Source organism: Microbulbifer sp. 2205BS26-8, from assembly GCF_030731025.1.
GTDB lineage: Bacteria > Pseudomonadota > Gammaproteobacteria > Pseudomonadales > Cellvibrionaceae > Microbulbifer > Microbulbifer spongiae.
The window spans coordinates 107,847-126,852 of sequence record NZ_JAVAMR010000004.1; the positions used below are offsets into that span (position 1 = coordinate 107,847).

12 protein-coding genes and 1 riboswitch are annotated in these 19,006 nt (G+C 57.6%); of the genes, 9 read left to right on the top strand and 3 right to left on the bottom strand.

Going from position 1 to position 19,006, the window contains the following annotated elements; translation table 11 throughout:
* Positions 1-8: 8 nt before the first annotated feature.
* The 5 genes from Q5Y71_RS02480 to cobO all read left to right on the top strand — a co-directional run bounded on the left by Q5Y71_RS02480 (position 9) and on the right by cobO (position 5,786).
* Positions 9-866 carry an ABC transporter substrate-binding protein gene (locus Q5Y71_RS02480; protein ID WP_306039784.1) on the top strand — a complete coding sequence of 286 codons (858 nt, stop codon included), beginning with the start codon at positions 9-11 and terminating at the stop codon, positions 864-866.
* A complete protein-coding gene (locus Q5Y71_RS02485; protein ID WP_306039786.1) occupies positions 850-1,845 on the top strand; it encodes an iron ABC transporter permease in 996 nt (331 codons plus the stop codon). Before Q5Y71_RS02480 ends, Q5Y71_RS02485 begins: the two co-directional genes overlap by 17 nt.
* Positions 1,836-2,639, top strand: coding sequence for an ABC transporter ATP-binding protein (locus Q5Y71_RS02490; protein WP_306039788.1), 804 nt, complete (start codon positions 1,836-1,838; stop codon positions 2,637-2,639). The genes Q5Y71_RS02485 and Q5Y71_RS02490 overlap by 10 nt, the downstream gene beginning before the upstream one ends.
* A gap of 237 nt (positions 2,640-2,876) precedes the next feature.
* A riboswitch (cobalamin riboswitch) is annotated at positions 2,877-3,049 on the top strand.
* 125 nt (positions 3,050-3,174) lie between these two features.
* Positions 3,175-4,989: a TonB-dependent receptor gene (locus Q5Y71_RS02495; RefSeq protein WP_306039790.1), complete on the top strand. Its 1,815-nt coding sequence runs from the start codon at positions 3,175-3,177 to the stop codon at positions 4,987-4,989.
* 173 nt (positions 4,990-5,162) lie between these two features.
* Positions 5,163-5,786 (top strand): cob(I)yrinic acid a,c-diamide adenosyltransferase, encoded by a 624-nt coding sequence (gene cobO, locus Q5Y71_RS02500; RefSeq protein WP_301416581.1) that lies wholly within the window; start codon positions 5,163-5,165, stop codon positions 5,784-5,786.
* A gap of 61 nt (positions 5,787-5,847) precedes the next feature.
* Here cobO and Q5Y71_RS02505 read toward each other — a convergent pair whose 3' ends face one another.
* Complete coding sequence (locus Q5Y71_RS02505; protein WP_306039792.1) at positions 5,848-6,900, bottom strand: AraC family transcriptional regulator; 1,053 nt, start codon at positions 6,898-6,900, stop codon at positions 5,848-5,850.
* Between the two features lie 871 nt (positions 6,901-7,771).
* A complete protein-coding gene (locus tag Q5Y71_RS02510; protein WP_306039794.1) occupies positions 7,772-9,373 on the bottom strand; it encodes an AbgT family transporter in 1,602 nt (533 codons plus the stop codon).
* A 367-nt stretch (positions 9,374-9,740) separates the two neighbouring features.
* Here Q5Y71_RS02510 and Q5Y71_RS02515 point away from each other — a divergent pair, with 367 nt between their 5' ends.
* From Q5Y71_RS02515 to Q5Y71_RS02530, 4 genes are all read left to right on the top strand, one after another.
* Complete coding sequence (locus Q5Y71_RS02515) at positions 9,741-10,442, top strand: gamma-glutamyl-gamma-aminobutyrate hydrolase family protein (RefSeq protein WP_301416588.1); 702 nt, start codon at positions 9,741-9,743, stop codon at positions 10,440-10,442.
* A gap of 565 nt (positions 10,443-11,007) precedes the next feature.
* Positions 11,008-12,198: an HlyD family secretion protein gene (locus Q5Y71_RS02520; protein WP_306039797.1), complete on the top strand. Its 1,191-nt coding sequence runs from the start codon at positions 11,008-11,010 to the stop codon at positions 12,196-12,198.
* Positions 12,195-14,936, top strand: coding sequence for an ATP-binding cassette domain-containing protein (locus Q5Y71_RS02525; RefSeq protein ID WP_306039798.1), 2,742 nt, complete (start codon positions 12,195-12,197; stop codon positions 14,934-14,936). The genes Q5Y71_RS02520 and Q5Y71_RS02525 overlap by 4 nt, the downstream gene beginning before the upstream one ends.
* Complete coding sequence (locus tag Q5Y71_RS02530; protein ID WP_306039799.1) at positions 14,926-17,064, top strand: ABC transporter ATP-binding protein; 2,139 nt, start codon at positions 14,926-14,928, stop codon at positions 17,062-17,064. The genes Q5Y71_RS02525 and Q5Y71_RS02530 overlap by 11 nt, the downstream gene beginning before the upstream one ends.
* A gap of 120 nt (positions 17,065-17,184) precedes the next feature.
* Here Q5Y71_RS02530 and ettA read toward each other — a convergent pair whose 3' ends face one another.
* A complete protein-coding gene (ettA, locus tag Q5Y71_RS02535) occupies positions 17,185-18,849 on the bottom strand; it encodes an energy-dependent translational throttle protein EttA (protein WP_306039801.1) in 1,665 nt (554 codons plus the stop codon).
* Positions 18,850-19,006 lie beyond the last annotated feature (157 nt).

Here is a 19,006-nt window from a genome sequence, read left to right on the forward strand (position 1 = left end):
ATACGACGATGTTTTGTGCACGGGAGCTGCGTTTTCCCGCAAAGTTTTTTTTCTGTCGCCGTTCGATGCTGTTCTTACTCGCCATGCTGGTTTGCGGCAAGACGGTAGCCTACGAGCGCATCGCCTCCTTGAACCTGTGTCTGGACCAGGTGCTGCTGAACTGGGTGGCGCCAGGGGATATCGTTTCTCTCACCTGGCTGTCCGGCGCCGCGCAATACCGCTCGCGGCCGATACCGCAGCACATACAGTTGAATCGCGCCCGCGCCGAGGAATTGCTGCCGTTACAGCCGGATCTGGTCTTGGTGGGGCAGTATGGCGCCCAACGCGCAGCGCGACGGCTGCGAGATCTGGGCATGCATGTGGTCACCATTCCCGATGCCTACAGCCTGCAGCAGTTGCAGCAACAGCTGCAGGCACTGGAAAACATACTGGGCCCGCTGGTACCTTTGCAAAAAGAGAAGCGTGCACTGCAGGCATTGCTGGCTCAGCCAGCGCCAAAGCGCCGTGCCAGCGCCGTGATTCTCTCCGCCAACAACATCACCTATGGCAGCGGCATGCTGGAACACCAGCTGTTGGAGCGTGCGGGATTTGCCAATCTCGCCGCCAGGCAGGGGGTCAACCAGCTGGGCCGTATCAGCCTGGAGGAAGTGATCTCCCTGCAACCGGACCTGCTGGTGTTTTACGGTAGCGAACAGGATTTCGCACTGGCCTACCTGGCAGCGCGCCACCCGGTTTTGCAGCGCTATATCGACAGCGGCCGCACCTACACTCTGCCTTCGCAGTTGAGCCTGTGCCCGGTACTGGCGGTGGTAGATACGCTGCAGCAGTTAATGAATAAGAGAAAAAGCCTTGTTGAAGCACCATAAAGTTGCAATGTCGCTATTAATTGCCGCGCTGCCCCTGGCATTGCTGGGAGCTTTGGCCAGTGGCCCGGTATCTGTGGATCTGTTCAAGGCGGCGGCCCTGGGCTGGCGAGACGAGAGCAGTGACGCAGTGATTTTGTGGCAGCTGCGCCTGCCGCGGGCGCTGCTTGCGGTACTGGTGGGTGCGGCGCTCGGTATGGGGGGCGCCGCAATGCAAGGTATGCTGCGCAACCCGCTGGCGGAACCGGCCCTGCTCGGTGTTTCCAGTGGCGCAGCCTTGGCGGCGGTATTGCTGCTCTATTACGGCGTCGCCTCGCTATCCGGCTGGTTACTGCCGGCTTTGGCCATCGCTGGGGCTTTCACCGCAGTGGGCGCGGTGTGGTTGCTGGCCGGGCACGGCGCCAGCGCCGGGCGGCTGGTACTGGCGGGGGTTGCGATCAATGCGTTTTTATCTGCGCTGATCGCCCTGGCCCTGAACTATGCACCGAGTTTGTTCGCGATGCAGGAAGTGGTGTTTTGGCTGATGGGCTCGCTGGCCAACCGCGGCTGGGATCAGCTACGGCTGGCACTGCCGTTTTTACTGGTGGGCGCTGTCTGCCTGTTCCTTGCGCGCAATTACCTGCGCGCCCTGGCGCTGGGTGAAGACAGCGCCGCATCCCTGGGCTTTCAGAGTCGCGCCTACCCCCTGCTGATCTTATTTGGGATTGCCAGCGCGGTGGGCGCCGCCGTGGCAGTGGCCGGCACCATCGGGTTTATCGGTCTGGTGGTACCGCACCTGGTGCGCCCGCTGGTGCGTCAGGACCCCGCGCGGCTGTTGTGGGCCAGCGCACTGGCCGGGGCGCTGCTGCTGTTGCTGGCGGATATCCTGGTGATCCAATTTGTCGGTGCACAGGAACTGAGAATTGGCGCAGTCACCGCCTTTATCGGTGCGCCTTTCTTTTTCTGGCTGATTGTCCGTGCGCGCAGGGAGCAATGGCTGTGAATACCGGGGCCGCCTCAAACCGGGGGGAACCCCTCGAGATTACCTGTCGGGGGCTTGGGCTCAGGCGCGGTCGCAAGCGGGTTCTGACGGAGATCAGCTGCGCGTTTAGGCCCCGTGAACTGACCGCGGTGGTAGGCCCCAATGGCGCTGGTAAAAGCAGCCTGCTGCAGTGTCTCTCCGGTGTGTTGTCTCCCAGCGCCGGACATATCGAGTTGAACGGGCGCTCTACCAAAGGATTTTCTGCAACTGAACGGGCGCGCCTGGGCGCCTACCTGCCGCAATCGGAAACTCCCGCCTGGAGCCTGGGTGCTGCGGATATGGTGGCACTGGGGCTGTTGCCCTGGGGGCGCCCACGGGATCGGGAATGGCGGGTACGGCAGGCGCTGTTGCTTGTGGATGCCCTGGACTTTGCCGAGCGCCCGGTGACCCAGCTGTCCGGTGGGGAATTGCGCCGGGTGCAGCTGGCCCGCCTGTTGGTGGGCCAGGCGCCCCTGTTGATTGCTGACGAGCCCACGACAGCACTGGATATCCGCCACCAGTTGCAGCTGATGCAGCATTTCCGCGCCCTTGCAGATGGTGGTAAAACGCTGGTGCTGGCGCTGCACGATCTCAGCCTGGCGGCGCGCTTTTGCGACCGTATTGTATTGATGCAGGATGGCAGGTTATTGGCACAGGGCGCACCGCGGGAAGTTTTTACCCCGGCACAGATTGGCGATGCTTATGGGGTCAGTTCAGAGTTTCGCTGGCGCGATGGCATTGCCGATTTTGTGCCGCTGGATCTATTGGAAAAATAAGTAGGCGCGGCAGCGCTGGATGCCAACCCCAAAAACACAGGAAGCCAGGCAAAGCCGATCATTGTTCCTGCGCGCTTTTCTCTACCTCAGTTCTGGCGGGAAAACCAACCTACCAACCTCAATGTTGACACTCATTTCTCATCCGATACAGGGCCACTCGTGCAAAGCGGCAGTGTCATACTGAACCAATCTGTTGCTTTGCGTATTTGCCGCTCGGTATGTGCACAGCGCACTGCTATACTTGCCGCCGCTTTGGGTGCCCAGCAGTGAATCGCACTTGGCTGGGTTAAACGGGAAGTCCGGTGATGTGCACTGTTACAGAGTCCGGCGCTGCCCCCGCAACGGTCAGTCGGTGCGTTCTTCAGGAAAAGCCGACAAGCCCGATACCGGCCCTCTGCGAGCGCCCGGATGTTGTGCATCCGGTCTTGAGGATAAAGCGGAGGGCTTTGTCTGGTCAGTGTGCCCGCCCGGGTTGCACACCGATTACACGCACCCTCCCTCAATCCGTCTTTCTTTTCGAGATTGGGGAACCACAATGAAAAAAACCTTGATGGCTGCTGCAGTGTTTGCTGCGGCTCAACCGCTAATGTCTGTTGCCAAAGGCCTGGAAGAGATCCATGTGACCGCCAGCCGCCTGGATGTGCCCAAAAGCCAGCTGGGCGCTTCCGTGTCGGTCCTGGATGCGGCGGATATCGAACGGCTCGGCTATTCCAGCCTGATGGATGTTCTTCGCACTTTGCCGGGCGTAGCCGCCACCAATAGTGGTGGCGCCGGCAAGGTCAGCTCGCTGTTTCTGCGCGGTGAGAGCAGTTTCCGCACCCTGGTACTGCTCGATGGGGTGAATATTGCCGATCCTACCGGTGTGCAAGTGAGTGCCCAGCTGCAACACCTGCAGGCCAGCGATATAGACCGGATCGAAGTATTGCGCGGTCCCCAGGGCATGCTTTACGGCGCCGGCGCAGGTGGTGTGATCAATATTATCAGCAAGAAGGCCGCTGCACCGCTGAGTGCGACGGCATCGATAGAAGCCGGGCGCTACGGCACACGCAATACCGGCGTCAGCTTGGGTGGCAGTCATGATGCCTGGTCCTTCGATCTGGATGTGCTGGATTTTTCCACCGGTGGCTTCAATGCGCGCGAATCGGATTTCTCCGGTGAGGAGGATGGTTACGATACTCTCACCACCCGGGTGCGTCTCGGCTATCAATTCAGTGAGCGTCTTTCTCTGGAAGGGCAGTACCGCAGGACCGATGCGGAAACGGAATATGATAATTGCGGATTCCCTCCCTCTAACGACTGTCTGAGCCAGTTTGACCAGGAAATCGTCGGCGTGAGCGGCCAGTACCAGGCGGCCTCCTGGAACCATAAGCTCACCCTGTCGCAACAGGAGATCGACCGCAAAGAGGGCATCAGTCCAGAGGCACTGCCTTTTTTTACAAATGGCGAAATTCGCGAGGTAAATTACGTCGGCAGTAACCGTCTTGCCGGCGGAAAACTGCTATGGGGCGGAGAATACGAGCAGCTGAATTATTTTACCGGGTCCGTCGGGGTCACTTACGGGGATGAAGTGCTGGAAAGCACTGGTTGGTTTACCGAGTGGCACAGTGATTTCGCTGAAACGGTATTCTACACACTGGGGTATCGCCGGGACAGCCTGGAGACAGAGGATCACAACAGCTGGCGTGTAACCGCCGCTCTGCCAGTTTCCCTCGGCGATACACAGCAGCTCAAATACCGCGCGAGCTTTGGCACCGGCTATCGCGCGCCCAGCCCGTATGAGTTCAGTACCAATGAGGCCCTGGGTCCTGAAACCAGCCAGGGCTATGAATTGGGGCTGGAATACCGCTGGGCACAATTACTGCAGGTGGAGATGACCTATTTCGAGCAGGAAATCACCGATGCAATTTTCTATGACTCTGTTTTCTGGCGTTATGACCAGGATGATGGCGAGAGTAAATCCGAGGGGCTGGAGTTGTCTCTTGGCGGTGACCTGAACAACAAGCTCGCATGGTATCTCACTGGTACCTGGTTGGATACAGAGGATACCACTGATGCCCAGCGGGGCGGTGTTCCCCGGCGCGTCTACAATGTTGGCTTCAGCCAGCAGTGGTTCAGTGACAAGCTGACCCTGAACGGCAACTGGCAGCGGGTGGAGGGCCGCATCGATGGTTTCACCCAAAAGGGCCTGGAAGACTACAGCAAGCTGGACCTGAATGCGGTGTATCGCCTATCTCCCAATCTGCGTATCAGCCTGCGCGGGGAAAACTTGCTGGACCGCCGCTATCGCGAGGTCGCCGGTTACTATACTACCGGTGCGGCTGTCTATGCGGGTGTGCAGATCAGTCTGTAACGGGTTCTGCACCAGCTGTTTCAAAATAACCGATAAGGCGCCATTGCCAAGCACCAGGCGTGCCGGCACCTTATCGGGCTCAGTTGGATTTTTCCCCTGTGACCGATGCCCTAGTCTGCGTGGCTGTTGAGATGCAGAGTCCACTTTCCAGTAAATAGCGAGCGGATTTCCCAATGTGTGCCGAATCAAACAGTAACCGCGAGCGTTACAGGCAACGAATGCAGAGTCGCAAAAAAATTGTCGATGCAGCGGTTTCCCAAGCACTGGAAACGCGGGGTATCGTCATTCTCTATACCGGTGACGGCAAAGGGAAAACCACGGCGGCGATGGGTACGGTCACCCGTGCGCTGGGTTATGGCTACCCTACCGTGGTGGCGCAGTTTATCAAGGGAGCCTGGGAGTGCGGGGAAAAGAACTTACTGCAGCGTTTGCCTGAGGACCTCTGCCCCTTGCAGTGGTACCAGATGGGCACAGATTTCACTTGGGAAACCCAGGATTTCGAGGCAGATAAAACCGCTGCGCAGGCACTTTGGGAAAAAGCGCTGGTGGCACTGCGCGACAAGCATGTCTATTTGGTGGTGCTGGATGAATTGACTTACGCCCTGAATTATCACTGGCTGGACAGGGGGGAGGTACTGCAGGCCATTACCCAGCGCCCCAGGGAGCAAACAGTGATCATCACCGGACGGGGCGCCAAACAATACCTCAGGGAGATTGCCGATACTGTCAGCGAGATGCGTGCAGACAAGCATGCATTTGACAGTGGGCTCGCCGCTCGCAAGGGTATTGAATGGTGAGTGAGCCGGGATGCGCTGCACATGCCTGGCCTGATTGCCCACCTGGTGGCAGGTGGTCTTCTTATTCGGTCTCCACAGCCCTGGCTGCTGCATCAGCGAGCAACCTGCGCCTTACCCGCATTGGCGTTGTCTTGAACCAACGGGCGCAGGCACGGTTGAAAGAGCTCTGCTCGCGGTAACCTAACATATTGGATATTTGCGACATGGGTGGCTGTTTGCCACTTAAATAATATTGCGCACGCTCCCGGCGTATGCGATCCAATACATCCTCAAATACCAGCCCACGATTGCGCAGCCTGCGCTGCAGTGTGCGCTTGTGCAAACCCAGCTGGTTGGCCACTTCCTGCAGTCTGCAGCGTTTCAGTGGCATCAGGTAGTCAATCAATTGCTCAACCTGACCCAGCAGATCTGTCTCACCCTGCTGGAGCAAGTCATCGATATGGGCTTTGAACAGTGCGCGCAGGTCCGTACTGCATTTCTCTATCGGCAATAGCAGCGTGTTACTGTTGAGTACGAATCGGTCGCTGTCACTGCCAAAATGCACCGGCGCCTTGAAATAGTCTTTGTACCGCCCGTGCAGAGGCTGCCGAGTTTTCAAATGCACGGCTTCCAGGTGAAAGTGATCACCACACAAGGTTTGCATGGCAACCAGGCAAACGCCCATCAGAAATTCCCGGCACTGCTCGGGAGCTGACGGCGTTCCCACCTGTGTCAACCCTTGCAGGTCCTCCAGGCAGAGAAAGCTGAAACAGGCCCTGTCGTCTTTGTTCTGTAGGGCCAGGCGCAGGCTGTGGGGTGGCTTGCCCAACAGATCTACAGTGACTTTCAGGAATTCCGCCAAAGTCAAAGACTGCAATACTGCTGGACTCAGGAAGGACAGTGCGGCCACTCCCTGGCTGTGTGCCAGGCGCAGGCCAAAGTCAGCACAATCCAATTGTTGTGCCGTCTTCTGCAGTAGTGTGGTGACTGAACTCAGGGGGAGGTACCCTGCCTGGCGGGAGACCTGGTGCGGATTGATGCCGGAACTGGTCAACAGTGTCTCCGGGTTGTGGTGCAGCCGGTTGACCAGATCGCAGAAGCCTGTCAGCAGCGTCGTTCTTATTTGTTGAGTCAATTTCCTGTGAGTCCTGTGTGTCATCCGCAAAACCAAAGTCGCCGATTCTTTCTGATGAGAAGAATGTGTTCAGGCGGAATCGATCAGGTTTTTGCGGTGCCCAGCGACTATAGACAACCAAAGTATTGCGGTGTTGTATTCAACAATTGTCGCTATTGGCAATACCGTGACTGGTTTTGGGACAGTCTCGCCGTCAAAGGCCCGCGCTGTTTTGATACCCCGCTATGCCGGCGAAGGAGTGCAAGAGCTATCTTTCTTTTTCTCATCGAGATGAGGGCAAGTCAGGGTGCAACCAAGGTGCTCGTCCTGAGCGGAAAATAATGATCGCTAGGTAAGGGCAGATTTTGCCAGTGGCGATAATCCGCGTATCCATCTCCGCTAAACGTTTTTTACAGGAAACTATATTACTTGTTTTATTCCACGTTTTTGAAGGCTATAAATCTCATCGGGAATATACGAGTGTCGCCTAATGAAAAAAAATACCTCTATAAACATTCTCTAAGGAATATTATTTCTACATTTCATTGTTATTTTTTTTTTGTTTTAAGGCGTCTGTGTATTTAGGAATATAAGTTTTTTACCGTTTTTGTCTTCCTGTGAGTTTCTCCTGAGTAAATTCCGGCGCGGATGGCCTCCTCCAGCAGTATCCGATTGGGGTAAGTTCGTGGGGCTCGCTCAATCCGGCCACCCAGTAGACCTTGTCCTGCAGGTGCTGATTGTATACGGCTTTTATGATACCGGTGAAATTGCGCAGCATGCTTGTATTTTAAGGGTACTCGCCAGCTGCAGGTGAGGTATCAAAGCATGGGTGTGAATGATGGCCTGTGAAATAAAAAAAAGCCCGCTGGTGCAGGCTTTGCCTGGGTTTAATTTAGCTGGCGTAGTAGGTGGCTGCACCTGGGCCAACCGGCAGGCCGAAAACAAACACCCAGAGGTAGAAAAGAACGGTCCATCCCACAAAAAAGAAGATGGAATAGGGAATCATTGTGGCAATCAGCGTACCCATACCCAAGTCTTTCTTATAGCGGGCAGCAAAGGTGATGATCAAACCAAAATAGCTCATCATCGGCGTGATGATATTGGTTACCGAGTCGCCAATGCGGTAAGCCGCCTGGATCACTTCCGGCGCGTAACCCAGGAGCATCAACATGGGTACAAAAATTGGCGCGGTCACCGCCCACTGCGCCGAAGCACTGCCCAGCATCAGGTTTACAAAGCCGCACATCATGATAAAGAACAGGAACAGCAGTGGCCCGGTCAGGCCGATGTTTTGCAGAGCGTCCGCACCCAGCACGGCGAAAATAGTGCCCAGATTGGTCACTTTGAAGAAAGCGACAAACTGTGCGGCGAAGAACACCAGTACAATATACATGCCCATGCTGTTCATACTTTTGGCCATGGCGTCGATTACGTCACGGTCATTCTGCATAGTGCCGACCGTTTTACCGTACACAAAACCCGGAACGGCGAAGAATACCAGGATGAGTGACACGATACCCTTAAGAAAGGGAGAGCCGGCTACCGCGCTGGTTTCCGGGTTGCGCAGCACGCCCCAGGAAGGCGCCACGGACAGTGCAAACAGGGCAGATACGACCAGGACGGCGAGGCCGGCGTATTTCAGGCCGCGCTTCTCGGCATCGGTGAGGGTCCCCAGCTTGTCCTGGCTCAAATCCACAGAGGCTTCCCCGGGATCGTACTTGCCAAGTTTGGGCTCCACGATTGCCATGGTCACCCAACTGCCTATGGCGGTAATCAGGAAGGTGCTCACAAACATAAAGTACCAGTTCACTTCCGGGCCCACCGTGTAGGTGGGGTCTATGATATGGGTCGCGGTTTCGGTGATACCCGAAAGCAGCGGGTCTACGGTGCCCAATAGCAGGTTGGCGCTGTAGCCGCCGGAAACACCGGCAAAAGCGGCAGCCAGACCGGCGAGCGGGTGGCGCCCCAGGGAGTGGAAAATCATCGCCGCCAATGGAATCAGTACCACGTAACCGAGTTCGGATGCGGTATTGGAGAGGATGCCGGCAAAGACCACAATAACCGTCACAGTGCGCTTGGATGCCTGCAGTACCAGCCCGCGCACAGCAGCGCTGAGCAGACCGGAGCGCTCGGCAATACCCACGCCCAGCAGGGCAACCAGTACCGTGCCTAAAGGGGCGAAACCGGTGAAGTTTTGCACCAGGCTGGTCACGATTATCCTGAGGCCTTCGCCGCTCATCAGGTTAAAGACTTCAATGACACCATCGGGGTCGCGGCCCGCCGCCCCAACCGGCCGCGGGTCTGCCACAGACAGCCCGAAATAGGCGGCCACGCCGCTTATCAGTATCACGCCTATAGCGAAGAGGGCAAACAGGGTGATGGGGTGGGGCAGGAGGTTGCCAAGCCATTCCACGGCATCCAGAAAGCGGGTAAAGGGCGTTTTGCGCCCCGCAGGGCTATCCTGCCGATCACTTGGAGAGGTCGTTGTGGTCATTGTTTGTCCTCAATCGTTGTATTGCGTGCGGGCTCTAATGGCTTCCGAGCCGTCAGGCAGCCCAATAATTGGCTGAAAAATGTTCTAAGTTCGCGATCATACACAAAAGTCTTTCGGGTAAGAATGCCGGAGTAGAGGTGCTGCCGGCTGGTCATTCGGGAGAAATACAGTCCCGGGCTGCCCTCCGGGAAAGTATCGAGGGCAGGGGATATGACGCCTGAGTGATGCCTGCGGGTCGGCTAACGGTGCCGGGAGTCCCGGTTTCAGGTGCGTGTGTGCCTACGGCCCAAGAGGATCACTGGCACGACCCCGCATGCCCGGATATGCCATAATCCCAACACTCAGCAGTCAACTCAGCGGTGAAATAATGAAGATTGGAGTGTTAAAGACCGACGATGTGCGCAAGGAGCTGGTGGACGAGTTTGGTGAGTATCCGGAAATGTTCGCCGATCTGCTGCGCAGTCAAGACCCGGCGTTGGCGTTTTCTACCTATGAAGTTCAGCACGGCCACTACCCGGATCGAATAGATGAGGTAGATGCTTATCTGATAACCGGAAGCAAGGCTGGTGTCTATGATCACAAAGACTGGATTTCCCCTCTGATGGACTTTGTGCGCAAATTACATGAAGCCAAGAAGCCCACGATCGGTATTTGTTTTGGCCACCAGCTGATCGCTCAGGCGCTGGGAGGCAAAACCTGTAAATCAGATAAAGGGTGGGGATTGGGGGTGCATACCTATGAGATGCAGGAGACGCCCTCGTGGATGTCCGAACCCATGGCTAAATTCAGCTTACTGGTGACCCACCAGGACCAGGTGGAAACCTTGCCTCCAGGCGGCCGGGTATTGGCTTCGAGTGAATTCTGCCCGATGGCGATGTTGCAGGTGGATGATCATATGCTCAGCTTCCAGGCCCATCCGGAATTTAGCAAACCCTATTCCCACAGCCTGATGGAATTGCGACGCGAGGCCTTTGGTGAGGCATTGGTCGAAAAGGGTCAGATCTCCCTGCAAAACGATATCCATGAAAATGTCGTTGCCAAATGGATGTTGGAATTTTTACGCAGATAAATATTGCCTTCTTGTGGGGTGGGTTTACCCGCCCGCCTCTCTGCGTTGACTCTCACTTTCCACAGGGGCTCTCGACGCTTTGCTCTCTCTGTTCAAACCCTAGCAGCCAGCACTTGTACTCAATGTCAAGTTGCATACTACAGTAGTGATCAGGGCCCGATACGGCGATAGAGACTACGACTTTTTTAATTGGATCCATTTATTAAAATGACAAAGTGTTATTGTACGGTGACAGAGATAAATTGGCCTTGTATCTGCCCATTTTGCCGGATTTAGCGCATTTCCGATTTGTGGAAATAAAACAAGCTGCCATCGACAGAGTTAACAGTCAATGCTGTGGGTTTCTCTCATTGCCAATGCAGGAGCAGGGCGAGTCGGGAGTGGGGCCTGTGAGAAAGTCAACGCAGCACAGCGGCCCTTGTTGCCAATAGATTAACCTGGATTTGACTATGAAGCAGGGGGGATTTAGATTTGGCTGCGCAGTACACAGCCTGAGGCTGTGCATAGAATAACAACCTATCATCACTTGCACACGCCTTAATTGGTACCAATTGGATAAATCGCATTGCCCACACCTTTTGTTCACACGACCCGCTCCATCGCCTCCGAAACGATCCACTCTTTAGCCCTGGTGTCCACCTGCGGGATACTCTTGATGGTGGCTTGGGCGATCTGGTTTTTCAGCAAGGACATTACCACTTACAGTGTCAGTGATGCGGCGAGGCTTGAGCAGGCACAAAACACGGTACAAGTGAGCACACAAAGAGCCGGCCGGGTTGTTGCCATTACCGCTTCTCTCGGCGATACCCTGAAAATTGGTGACCTGCTGGTACAACTGGATACTTCGGCCCTGGATCTGGAACTGGACGGGGACGCCAGGGTTTCGCAGAGACTCACTGAACAACTCTCCGCTATTGAGCGGGATCAAAGTTTGCTGGATAAAAAATTTGCGGAGGAGGATAAAGCCCTTGTCGACCAGCTTAAACTCCTGCGGGGGCAGCACCAGTTGCAGGTGAGCAACCAGCAGATCCAGGCCGAGGTGGCGGAGCGTTACGAGCAGCTTTTGCAAAAGCAGCAGAGTTCGGAACTGGATTATCTTGTAGCCAAGCGCACGTACCAGCAGTTGGCGATGCAATCACTTGCGGCAGAGGCCGACATCCGTGCAGCGGAGGATCGCCGCGAGCAAATTGCCAATGAGTATCAACTGGTTGTGAGTGAGCTGAAACAGCGCAGTGCCGACATCCAGCGCAAACTGGTTGAAGTGGAAACCCGCATGCGCCAGAGCACTCTCGCCGCCGGCGAGCAACAGCTGCGCGCGCCGATCGCCGGCAGCCTCGCATCCCTGGCGGATATTCGTGAGGGTGAAGTTCTGGCTGCCGGACAACAGGTTGCCACTATCCAGGCAGAAGGTGGTATTGGCATACAGGCGTACTTCCCGCCGGCTCAGGCGCTCGGCCATATCCGGCCGGGTCAACATGCCCGGGTAAAACTGGATGGCTTTTCCTGGGCACGCTACGGCCAGTTGCAGGCCCGGGTGGAGCGGGTCGCCAGTGCGGTGCAACAGGAACGGATTCTTGTGCAACTTTCGCTGCAGGGAAAGGTACCGCCGCAGTTACCACTGTTACACGATCTGCCCGCCAGGGTTGAAATCGCCACAGGCACGAAAACCCCCTACCAGTTGCTGTTGCAGCGGGTGGGGGACGCCCTTAGCGGGAGACCCCAGAATAGTCAGGCCACAGCGGAGACACCGCCGTGAATCGGAACACCCGCTGGCTTGTGCCTGAAGTGATCCAGACTTCCAATATGGACTGTGGCCCCGCTTCCCTTAAATGCCTGTTGGAGGGTTTCGGAGTCCGCGTTCACTACGGCCATCTGCGCGATGCCTGCCAGACTGATGTGGACGGTACCTCCATCAATACCCTGGAGCGGGTTGCTGTTGAACTGGGTTTGGATGCCGTACAGATGGTGGTGCCCAAGGATCACCTGCTGTTGAATGCCCCCGGCTATTTACCGGGAATGGTGGTGGTGCGCCTGCCAAACGGCAATACCCATTTTGTGGTGGCCTGGCGTAACCATAGGGGCATTGTGCAACTGATGGACCCCGCCAGCGGCAGGCGCTGGCCCAGCGCGCGCCGTTTTCTCGACGAACTGCATGTCCACACTTTTAGCCTGTCGCCCAAGGATTGGCGCAACTGGGCTGGTGGTGCCGATTTTATTGATCCGCTGTGCGAACGTATGCAGCGGCTCAAGGTTGCCGGGCCGGACAGGGCGACGTTATGCCGCCGATCCCTGGAGTCGGCTGAATGGCTCACCCTGGCGTTTCTCGATGCAGCAGTACGCATGTTGACCGCACTGGTGTCGGCAGGTGCCCTGCGACCTGGTGGGGAAACCAATGGCATGCTGCAGAAGCTGGTCGAGGAATTCAACGCAGATACCACTGGCGCCTACACCCTGGTGCCAGAGCAGTACTGGTGTGTGCGCCCCTGTCGCCCAGCGGGCAGTGCGGCGGGTGAAAGCCTGCAAATGTGCCCGGAACAAGTGGAATTCAGCGGTGCTGTGATCCTGCGAGTGAGGGGCGTGCGCAAAACAGATGCAGCCAAGCCGCACACCGGATCCCTGGCCAGGGCGCTGCAAGCCGCGCCGGTGCGTCCCCTGCCGCAGCTGTGGAGTCTGCTTCGGGAGGACGGCCTGTTCGCGCCGGCAATTATTGCGCTGGCGATGCTCGGTGCTGTATTCGGCCTGATGACCGAGGCTCTGCTGTTTCGCGGCCTTATCGATATCCACAGCGAACTGGCAACCGGCATGCAGCGTATGGGAGGCGTGGTTCTGCTGCTGGGGTTTTTACTCACCGTCATGGTATTGCAGTTTCCGGTCGCCAAACTGCAGCGGGTACTGGGACGGCACCTGGAAACCCGCTTTCGCATGCGCTTTCTCTCCGCACTGCCGCAGATACCGGAGCACTTTTTCCAGAGTCGTCCCACCTCAGACACTGCCGAGCGCAGTCACCGCATTGCCGCACTCAGGGAACTGCCGGTGCTGGGGGGCGGTATTCTCTTCAATGCCTTTATGCTGCTGGCGACGGCCGCAGGCATTATCTGGCTCGTGCCCTCAGCTGCACCGCTGGTACTACTGATGGCGGCAATACAGGTGGCGATTCCACTGTTGTTTCAGCCGGTGCTCAATGATCACAATATGAGAGTGCAGACCCATACCGGTGCCCTGGCCAGGTTCTATATGGATGCATTGCTGGGCATTGTGCCGATACGTACCCATGGCGCTGGGGAATCGGTGCGAAGGGAACATGAAGCCTTGCTTTCCGAATGGATCAGGGCCAGTTATACCCTCCTGCGCTTTCAGCTCAACAGCCAGGCCCTGCAACTGGTTGTGAACTGCGCACTCGCCGCCACCCTGGTTATTTACTGTATCCACAGCCGCGGGGCGGACCCCGATCTACTGCTATTAATATACTGGGTGCTGGCGCTGCCACCATTGGGCGAGGATATCGCCGTGCGAATCCGCGAGTACCCCCGCCAGCGCACCACCTTGCTGAGGGCGCTCGAACCACTGCAGGCGGCTGAGGACCAGGGTGGTTCGGATACCACAGACAAGGTCGCCGCTTTTAACCCGAAGCGCCCCGCGCATTTTCACTTCGAGGATGTTCGGGTCAATGCCAGCGGCAGAGCCATTCTCGACGGCATCAATCTGGAAATAGGCCCAGGCGAACATGTCGCTGTTGTGGGCGCATCCGGTGCGGGTAAATCCAGCCTGGCAGGGCTGCTTTTGGGCTGGCACAAGCCTGCCAGGGGGCGTGTACTGTTAAACGGTGCCGAGCTGCAAGGGGAACTGCTGGCCCGTTTCCGTTTGCACTGTGCCTGGGTAGATCCCGCTATTCAACTGTGGAACAACAGCCTGCTTGACAACCTGCACTACGGCAACGCCGCCGACGCACCACTGTATCCGATTCTTGAGCAGGCGGACTTGCTCAAGCTGCTGGCATCGCTGCCAGACGGCCTGCAAAGTGCCCTGGGAGAGAGTGGTGCCCTGGTCAGTGGCGGGGAGGGGCAGCGCGTGCGTCTCGGCCGTGCCCTGGGTCGCGAAGCACCCTGCTGTGCCATTCTGGATGAGCCCTTTCGCGGACTGGACCGCGACCAGCGCCAGCGCTTGCTCGGGCGTGTGCGCCATACCTGGCGGGACGTCACGTTGCTTTGCATAACCCACGATATTACCGAAACACAGCGTTTTGATCGCGTGCTGGTGGTGGAGGATGGTCGCATAGTGGAAGATGGCGCACCGGCGGCATTGTGCAAACGCAAGGGCACGCGCTATGCCCAATTGTTGCTAGCGGAGCAAAACCTGTGGCAGGACTGCTGGAAAAGTAACGACTGGCGTCACTTGCGCATGCAGGGTGGACGCGTCTCGGAATTGTCGCCTCAGGCTGAAGCCGATCCCCCCCGAACGGCGAATGCGCCTGTGGAGAGCGTCTGTGAGCGCTGAATCTGTGGATAACAGCCTGTGCGACCTGTGCTGGCCCATTGCACAACTGGATACGGCCCTGCACACCCTGGCCCGGCACTGTGGGTTGTGCCCCGATGCACCCAGCTGCAGTGCCATCACACAGGGAGTGGAGAATATCGACACTCGGCTTCAGCTGGGTGCTGAGGCCCTGGACTTGCAGATAGAGAAAGTCGGCTGCAGTTACGGTGAGCTGGAACAGATGCTGGCGCGTGCCGCGCCGGCAATGATTCAACTGCGCTTTGGGGAAAGGGTGTATTTTATCGTCCTGTGCGGCGGCAATCGCCGCCGCCTGCACCTGCTCACCCCCACTCTGAAAGTGCAAAAAGTGTGTCCGCGGCGGGTGGTGATCCAGCTCACCCGTGTGCAGGCAGCGCCCCAGCGCCAGCGCATCAACCACCTGCTCGACAGTGCTGGCATTGGCGGCCGGCGCCGCAGCAGGGCCGCCGGCGCCCTGCTGCGGGAAAGCCTGGCAGGATTGCACCTTGAGCAGTGTTGGATGCTACGCCAGCCCGCGCACCGGCCATTCTGGCAGCAACTGCGTCAGTGCGGCCAGGATCGGCGTTTTTTCGCGATGCTTGTTTTTCATGCGCTGCAAATGGTGTTGTTTTTGGCCAGTTGGTGGGTTATTGGCCGCGCTTTACTGGGTGGCTATATCGACACCGGCTGGCTTGTGGCCTGGGTGCTGCTGCTGGTTTCGCAGATCCCCCTGTCGCTGCTCACCGCGCAACTGCAGGGTTTGGTATCGGTGAAAACCGGCGCGCTGCTGAAACAGCGCCTGCTCGCCAGCGCCCTGCGTATCGAGACAGGCAGGGTGCGGCATATGGGCTCGGGCCAGGTACTCGGGCGGGTTTACGACGCGGAAAGCCTTGAGGCCAGCGCCCTCCAGGGCGGTTTCTCGCTGCTGCTGGGCCTGGTGGAATTCGCGATGGCCTGTATTGTACTCGCCCTGGGGGCTGGTGGACCCCTGCACCTGTTGGTGTTGCTACCGTTTTTATTGGTGGCCTTGTTACTCGGTCGGGCCCTGTACCAGCGCCGTTGCCGCTGGACTGCCCGACGCCTGGCCATGACCCACCGCCTGATAGAAAAAATGCTCGGGCACCGCACCCGCCTTGCGCAGCAGCGGCCCGCCGACTGGCATCGTGGAGAGGACCGTGAGTTGAGTGACTACCTGCAAAGCTCTGCGGAGATGGACGGCACGATGGTGCATCTGGCAGCGCTTTTGCCGCGTATCTGGCTTCTGCTGGGGGTGGTCGGGCTGGTGCCTGTGTTTATCTCCAGCAACCCCGACAGTGCGCAACTCGCTGTGGCCCTGGGCGGCGTGCTGCTCGGTTATCGCGCAGTGCTCAAGTGCCTGCATGGTTTTACCGGTGCCCTGAGTGCCCTGGTGGCCTGGGAAAACGTACGGGAACTCTTTGCCCTGGAGGCACCGCTCAAGCGCACCTCACCCGGCGCAGAGCATGTCGCAGCCATCAGCACGGCCTGTGCGGCTGCAACCCAACCTCTGTGCTATCTCCGTGATCTGAATTTCAGTTACCCCAAAAAAGAAAAGCCGGTGCTGACGGAGTGCAGCCTGGTCATTTATCCCGGCGACCGCCTGCTGTTGCAGGGTGCTTCCGGTTCGGGAAAATCCACCCTTGCCAATGTGATTACCGGCCTGCAGAAACCGGATGAGGGCCTGTTGCTCTTAAATGGGTATGATGGCGCCAGTCTTGTCCCCGGTCAGTGGCAGCGGCTGGTGGCCTCCGCCCCCCAATTCCATGAAAATCATGTACTTGGCGATTCTTTCCTGTTCAACTTGCTGATGGGCGACGAGTGGCCGCCGCGGCAGCAAAGCCTGCGCAAAGCTTATGCTATTTGTGACGAACTTGGCCTTACCCCACTACTGCAGAAAATGCCCGCGGGTATGCTGCAGACGGTGGGCGAGATGGGTTGGCGGTTGTCACACGGGGAGATGAGCCGGTTGTTTATTGCCCGTACTCTTTTGCAAAATGCGGAAATGGTCGTGCTGGACGAAAGTTTTGCCGCCCTGGATCCTGAAAATTTGCGCCGGGCCATGGCCTGTGTACAAAAGTATGCAACTACATTGATTGTGATTGCGCACCCATAGTAGTCAGTTAATGCCAGTGTGCTTTTTTGTAGTCAGAAAAGCCAGCAGGGTTCTGATTCGTCAAGGGGATCTTTAATTTGGCCTCTCTTAAGGGAAGTTTGACTGCGGCATCTCTTACTGTCAGGTCTTCAGTTTCTTATAGTGCATGCGATGCGGCGTGGTATCTTCGCCCTTGCGCTGCACGAAGTCCTCGTGGTACTCGGTGTAGTTACCTTCAAAAAAGACGGCCTTACTCTCGCCCTCGTAAGCGAGGATATGGGTGGCGACACGGTCCAGGAACCAGCGGTCGTGGGAGATCACCAGGGCGCAGCCAGGGAAAGTGAGCAAAGCTTCTTCCAGAGCCCGCAGGGTTTCGATATCCAGGTCATTGGAGGGTTCATCGAGCAACAGTACGTTGGCGCCCTGTTTGAGGGTATAGGCCAGGTGTAGGCGCCCGCGCTCCCCACCTGACAATTCGCCCACCCGTTTTTGTTGATCGCTGCCTTTGAAATTGAAGCGGCCCACGTAGTTGCGCGACCCCACTTCGTAGTGGTTGATCTTGAGCATATCGTGGCCATCGGAGATGGCCTCCCACACGGTTTTGCTGTTGTCCAGGCTTTCGCGGCCCTGTTCCACATAGGCGACCTTGACGGTTTCACCGATGCGGATTGTTCCGGTGTCCGGTTGCTCTGAGCCGCTGATCATACGCAACAGGGTGGACTTGCCGGCACCGTTGCCGCCGACAATTCCAACAATGGCGCCATTGGGAATACACAGGGACAGGTTTTCGATCAGCAGGCGATCCCCAAAACCTTTGCTGACATTTTCGAATTCGATCACCTTGTCGCCGAGGCGTTCGCCGGGCGGGATGTAGATCTCATTGGTCTCGTTGCGGGCCTGAAAATCCTGAGACTGCATCTCCTCCAGGCGTGCGAGACGGGCCTTGTTCTTGGACTGACGGCCTTTGGGGTTCTGACGGGCCCACTCCAGCTCTTTCTGCACGGCTTTCATACGGGCCTGCTCGCTGCGCTGTTCCTGGGCCAGGCGGCGCTCTTTTTGGGCCAGCCAGGTGGTGTAGTTCCCCTCCCAAGGGATGCCGTGGCCGCGGTCCAGTTCCAGAATCCAGCCAGCCACATTGTCGAGGAAGTAGCGGTCGTGGGTGATGGCTACGACGGTGCCGGTAAAGTCGTGCAGGAAGTGCTCCAGCCAGAACACGGATTCAGCATCCAAGTGGTTGGTGGGCTCGTCGAGCAGCAACATGTCGGGGCGCGATAGCAACAGGCGACACAGGGCCACACGGCGCTTTTCACCGCCGGACAGGTTGCTGATATCCGCGTCCCAGGGCGGCAGGCGCAGAGCGTCGGCGGCCACTTCCAGGCGGTGCTCCAGGTTGTGGGCGTCCCAGGCCTGGATGATATCCTCCAACTGCTGCTGTTTTTTTGCCAGGGTGTCAAAGTCTGCGTCCGGCTCTGCATAATCGGCATAGACTTGTTCGAGGCCGGCGAGGGCGTCGATGGCTTCCCGCATGCCGTCTTCCACATTACCACGCACGGTTTTGCCGGAGTCCAGCTGGGGCTCTTGCGGCAGGTAGCCCACTCTGATGCCGGGCATGGCCCGGGCTTCACCATGATAGTCCTGGTCCACCCCGGCCATAATGCGCAGAAGGCTGGATTTACCGGCACCGTTGAGTCCCAGTACACCAATCTTGGCACCGGGAAAAAAGGACAGGGAGATGTCCTTGAGGATCTCGCGTTTGGGTGGCACTACCTTGCCCACCCGGTTCATGGTGTAAACGTATTCAGCCATCTGGGTCCCAGTAATGTGTGTTGGAATCGGTGAGAATTTGCGCGCAACTTATCAGTTTGCGCGGAAAGTGCAACTGCGTATGCCGAGCTGAAGGGGGTTGTACTCGCGTGTGGCTGACGCTCGCGGTGATCTGTGCTTAACTGCGAAGCTATCAAAT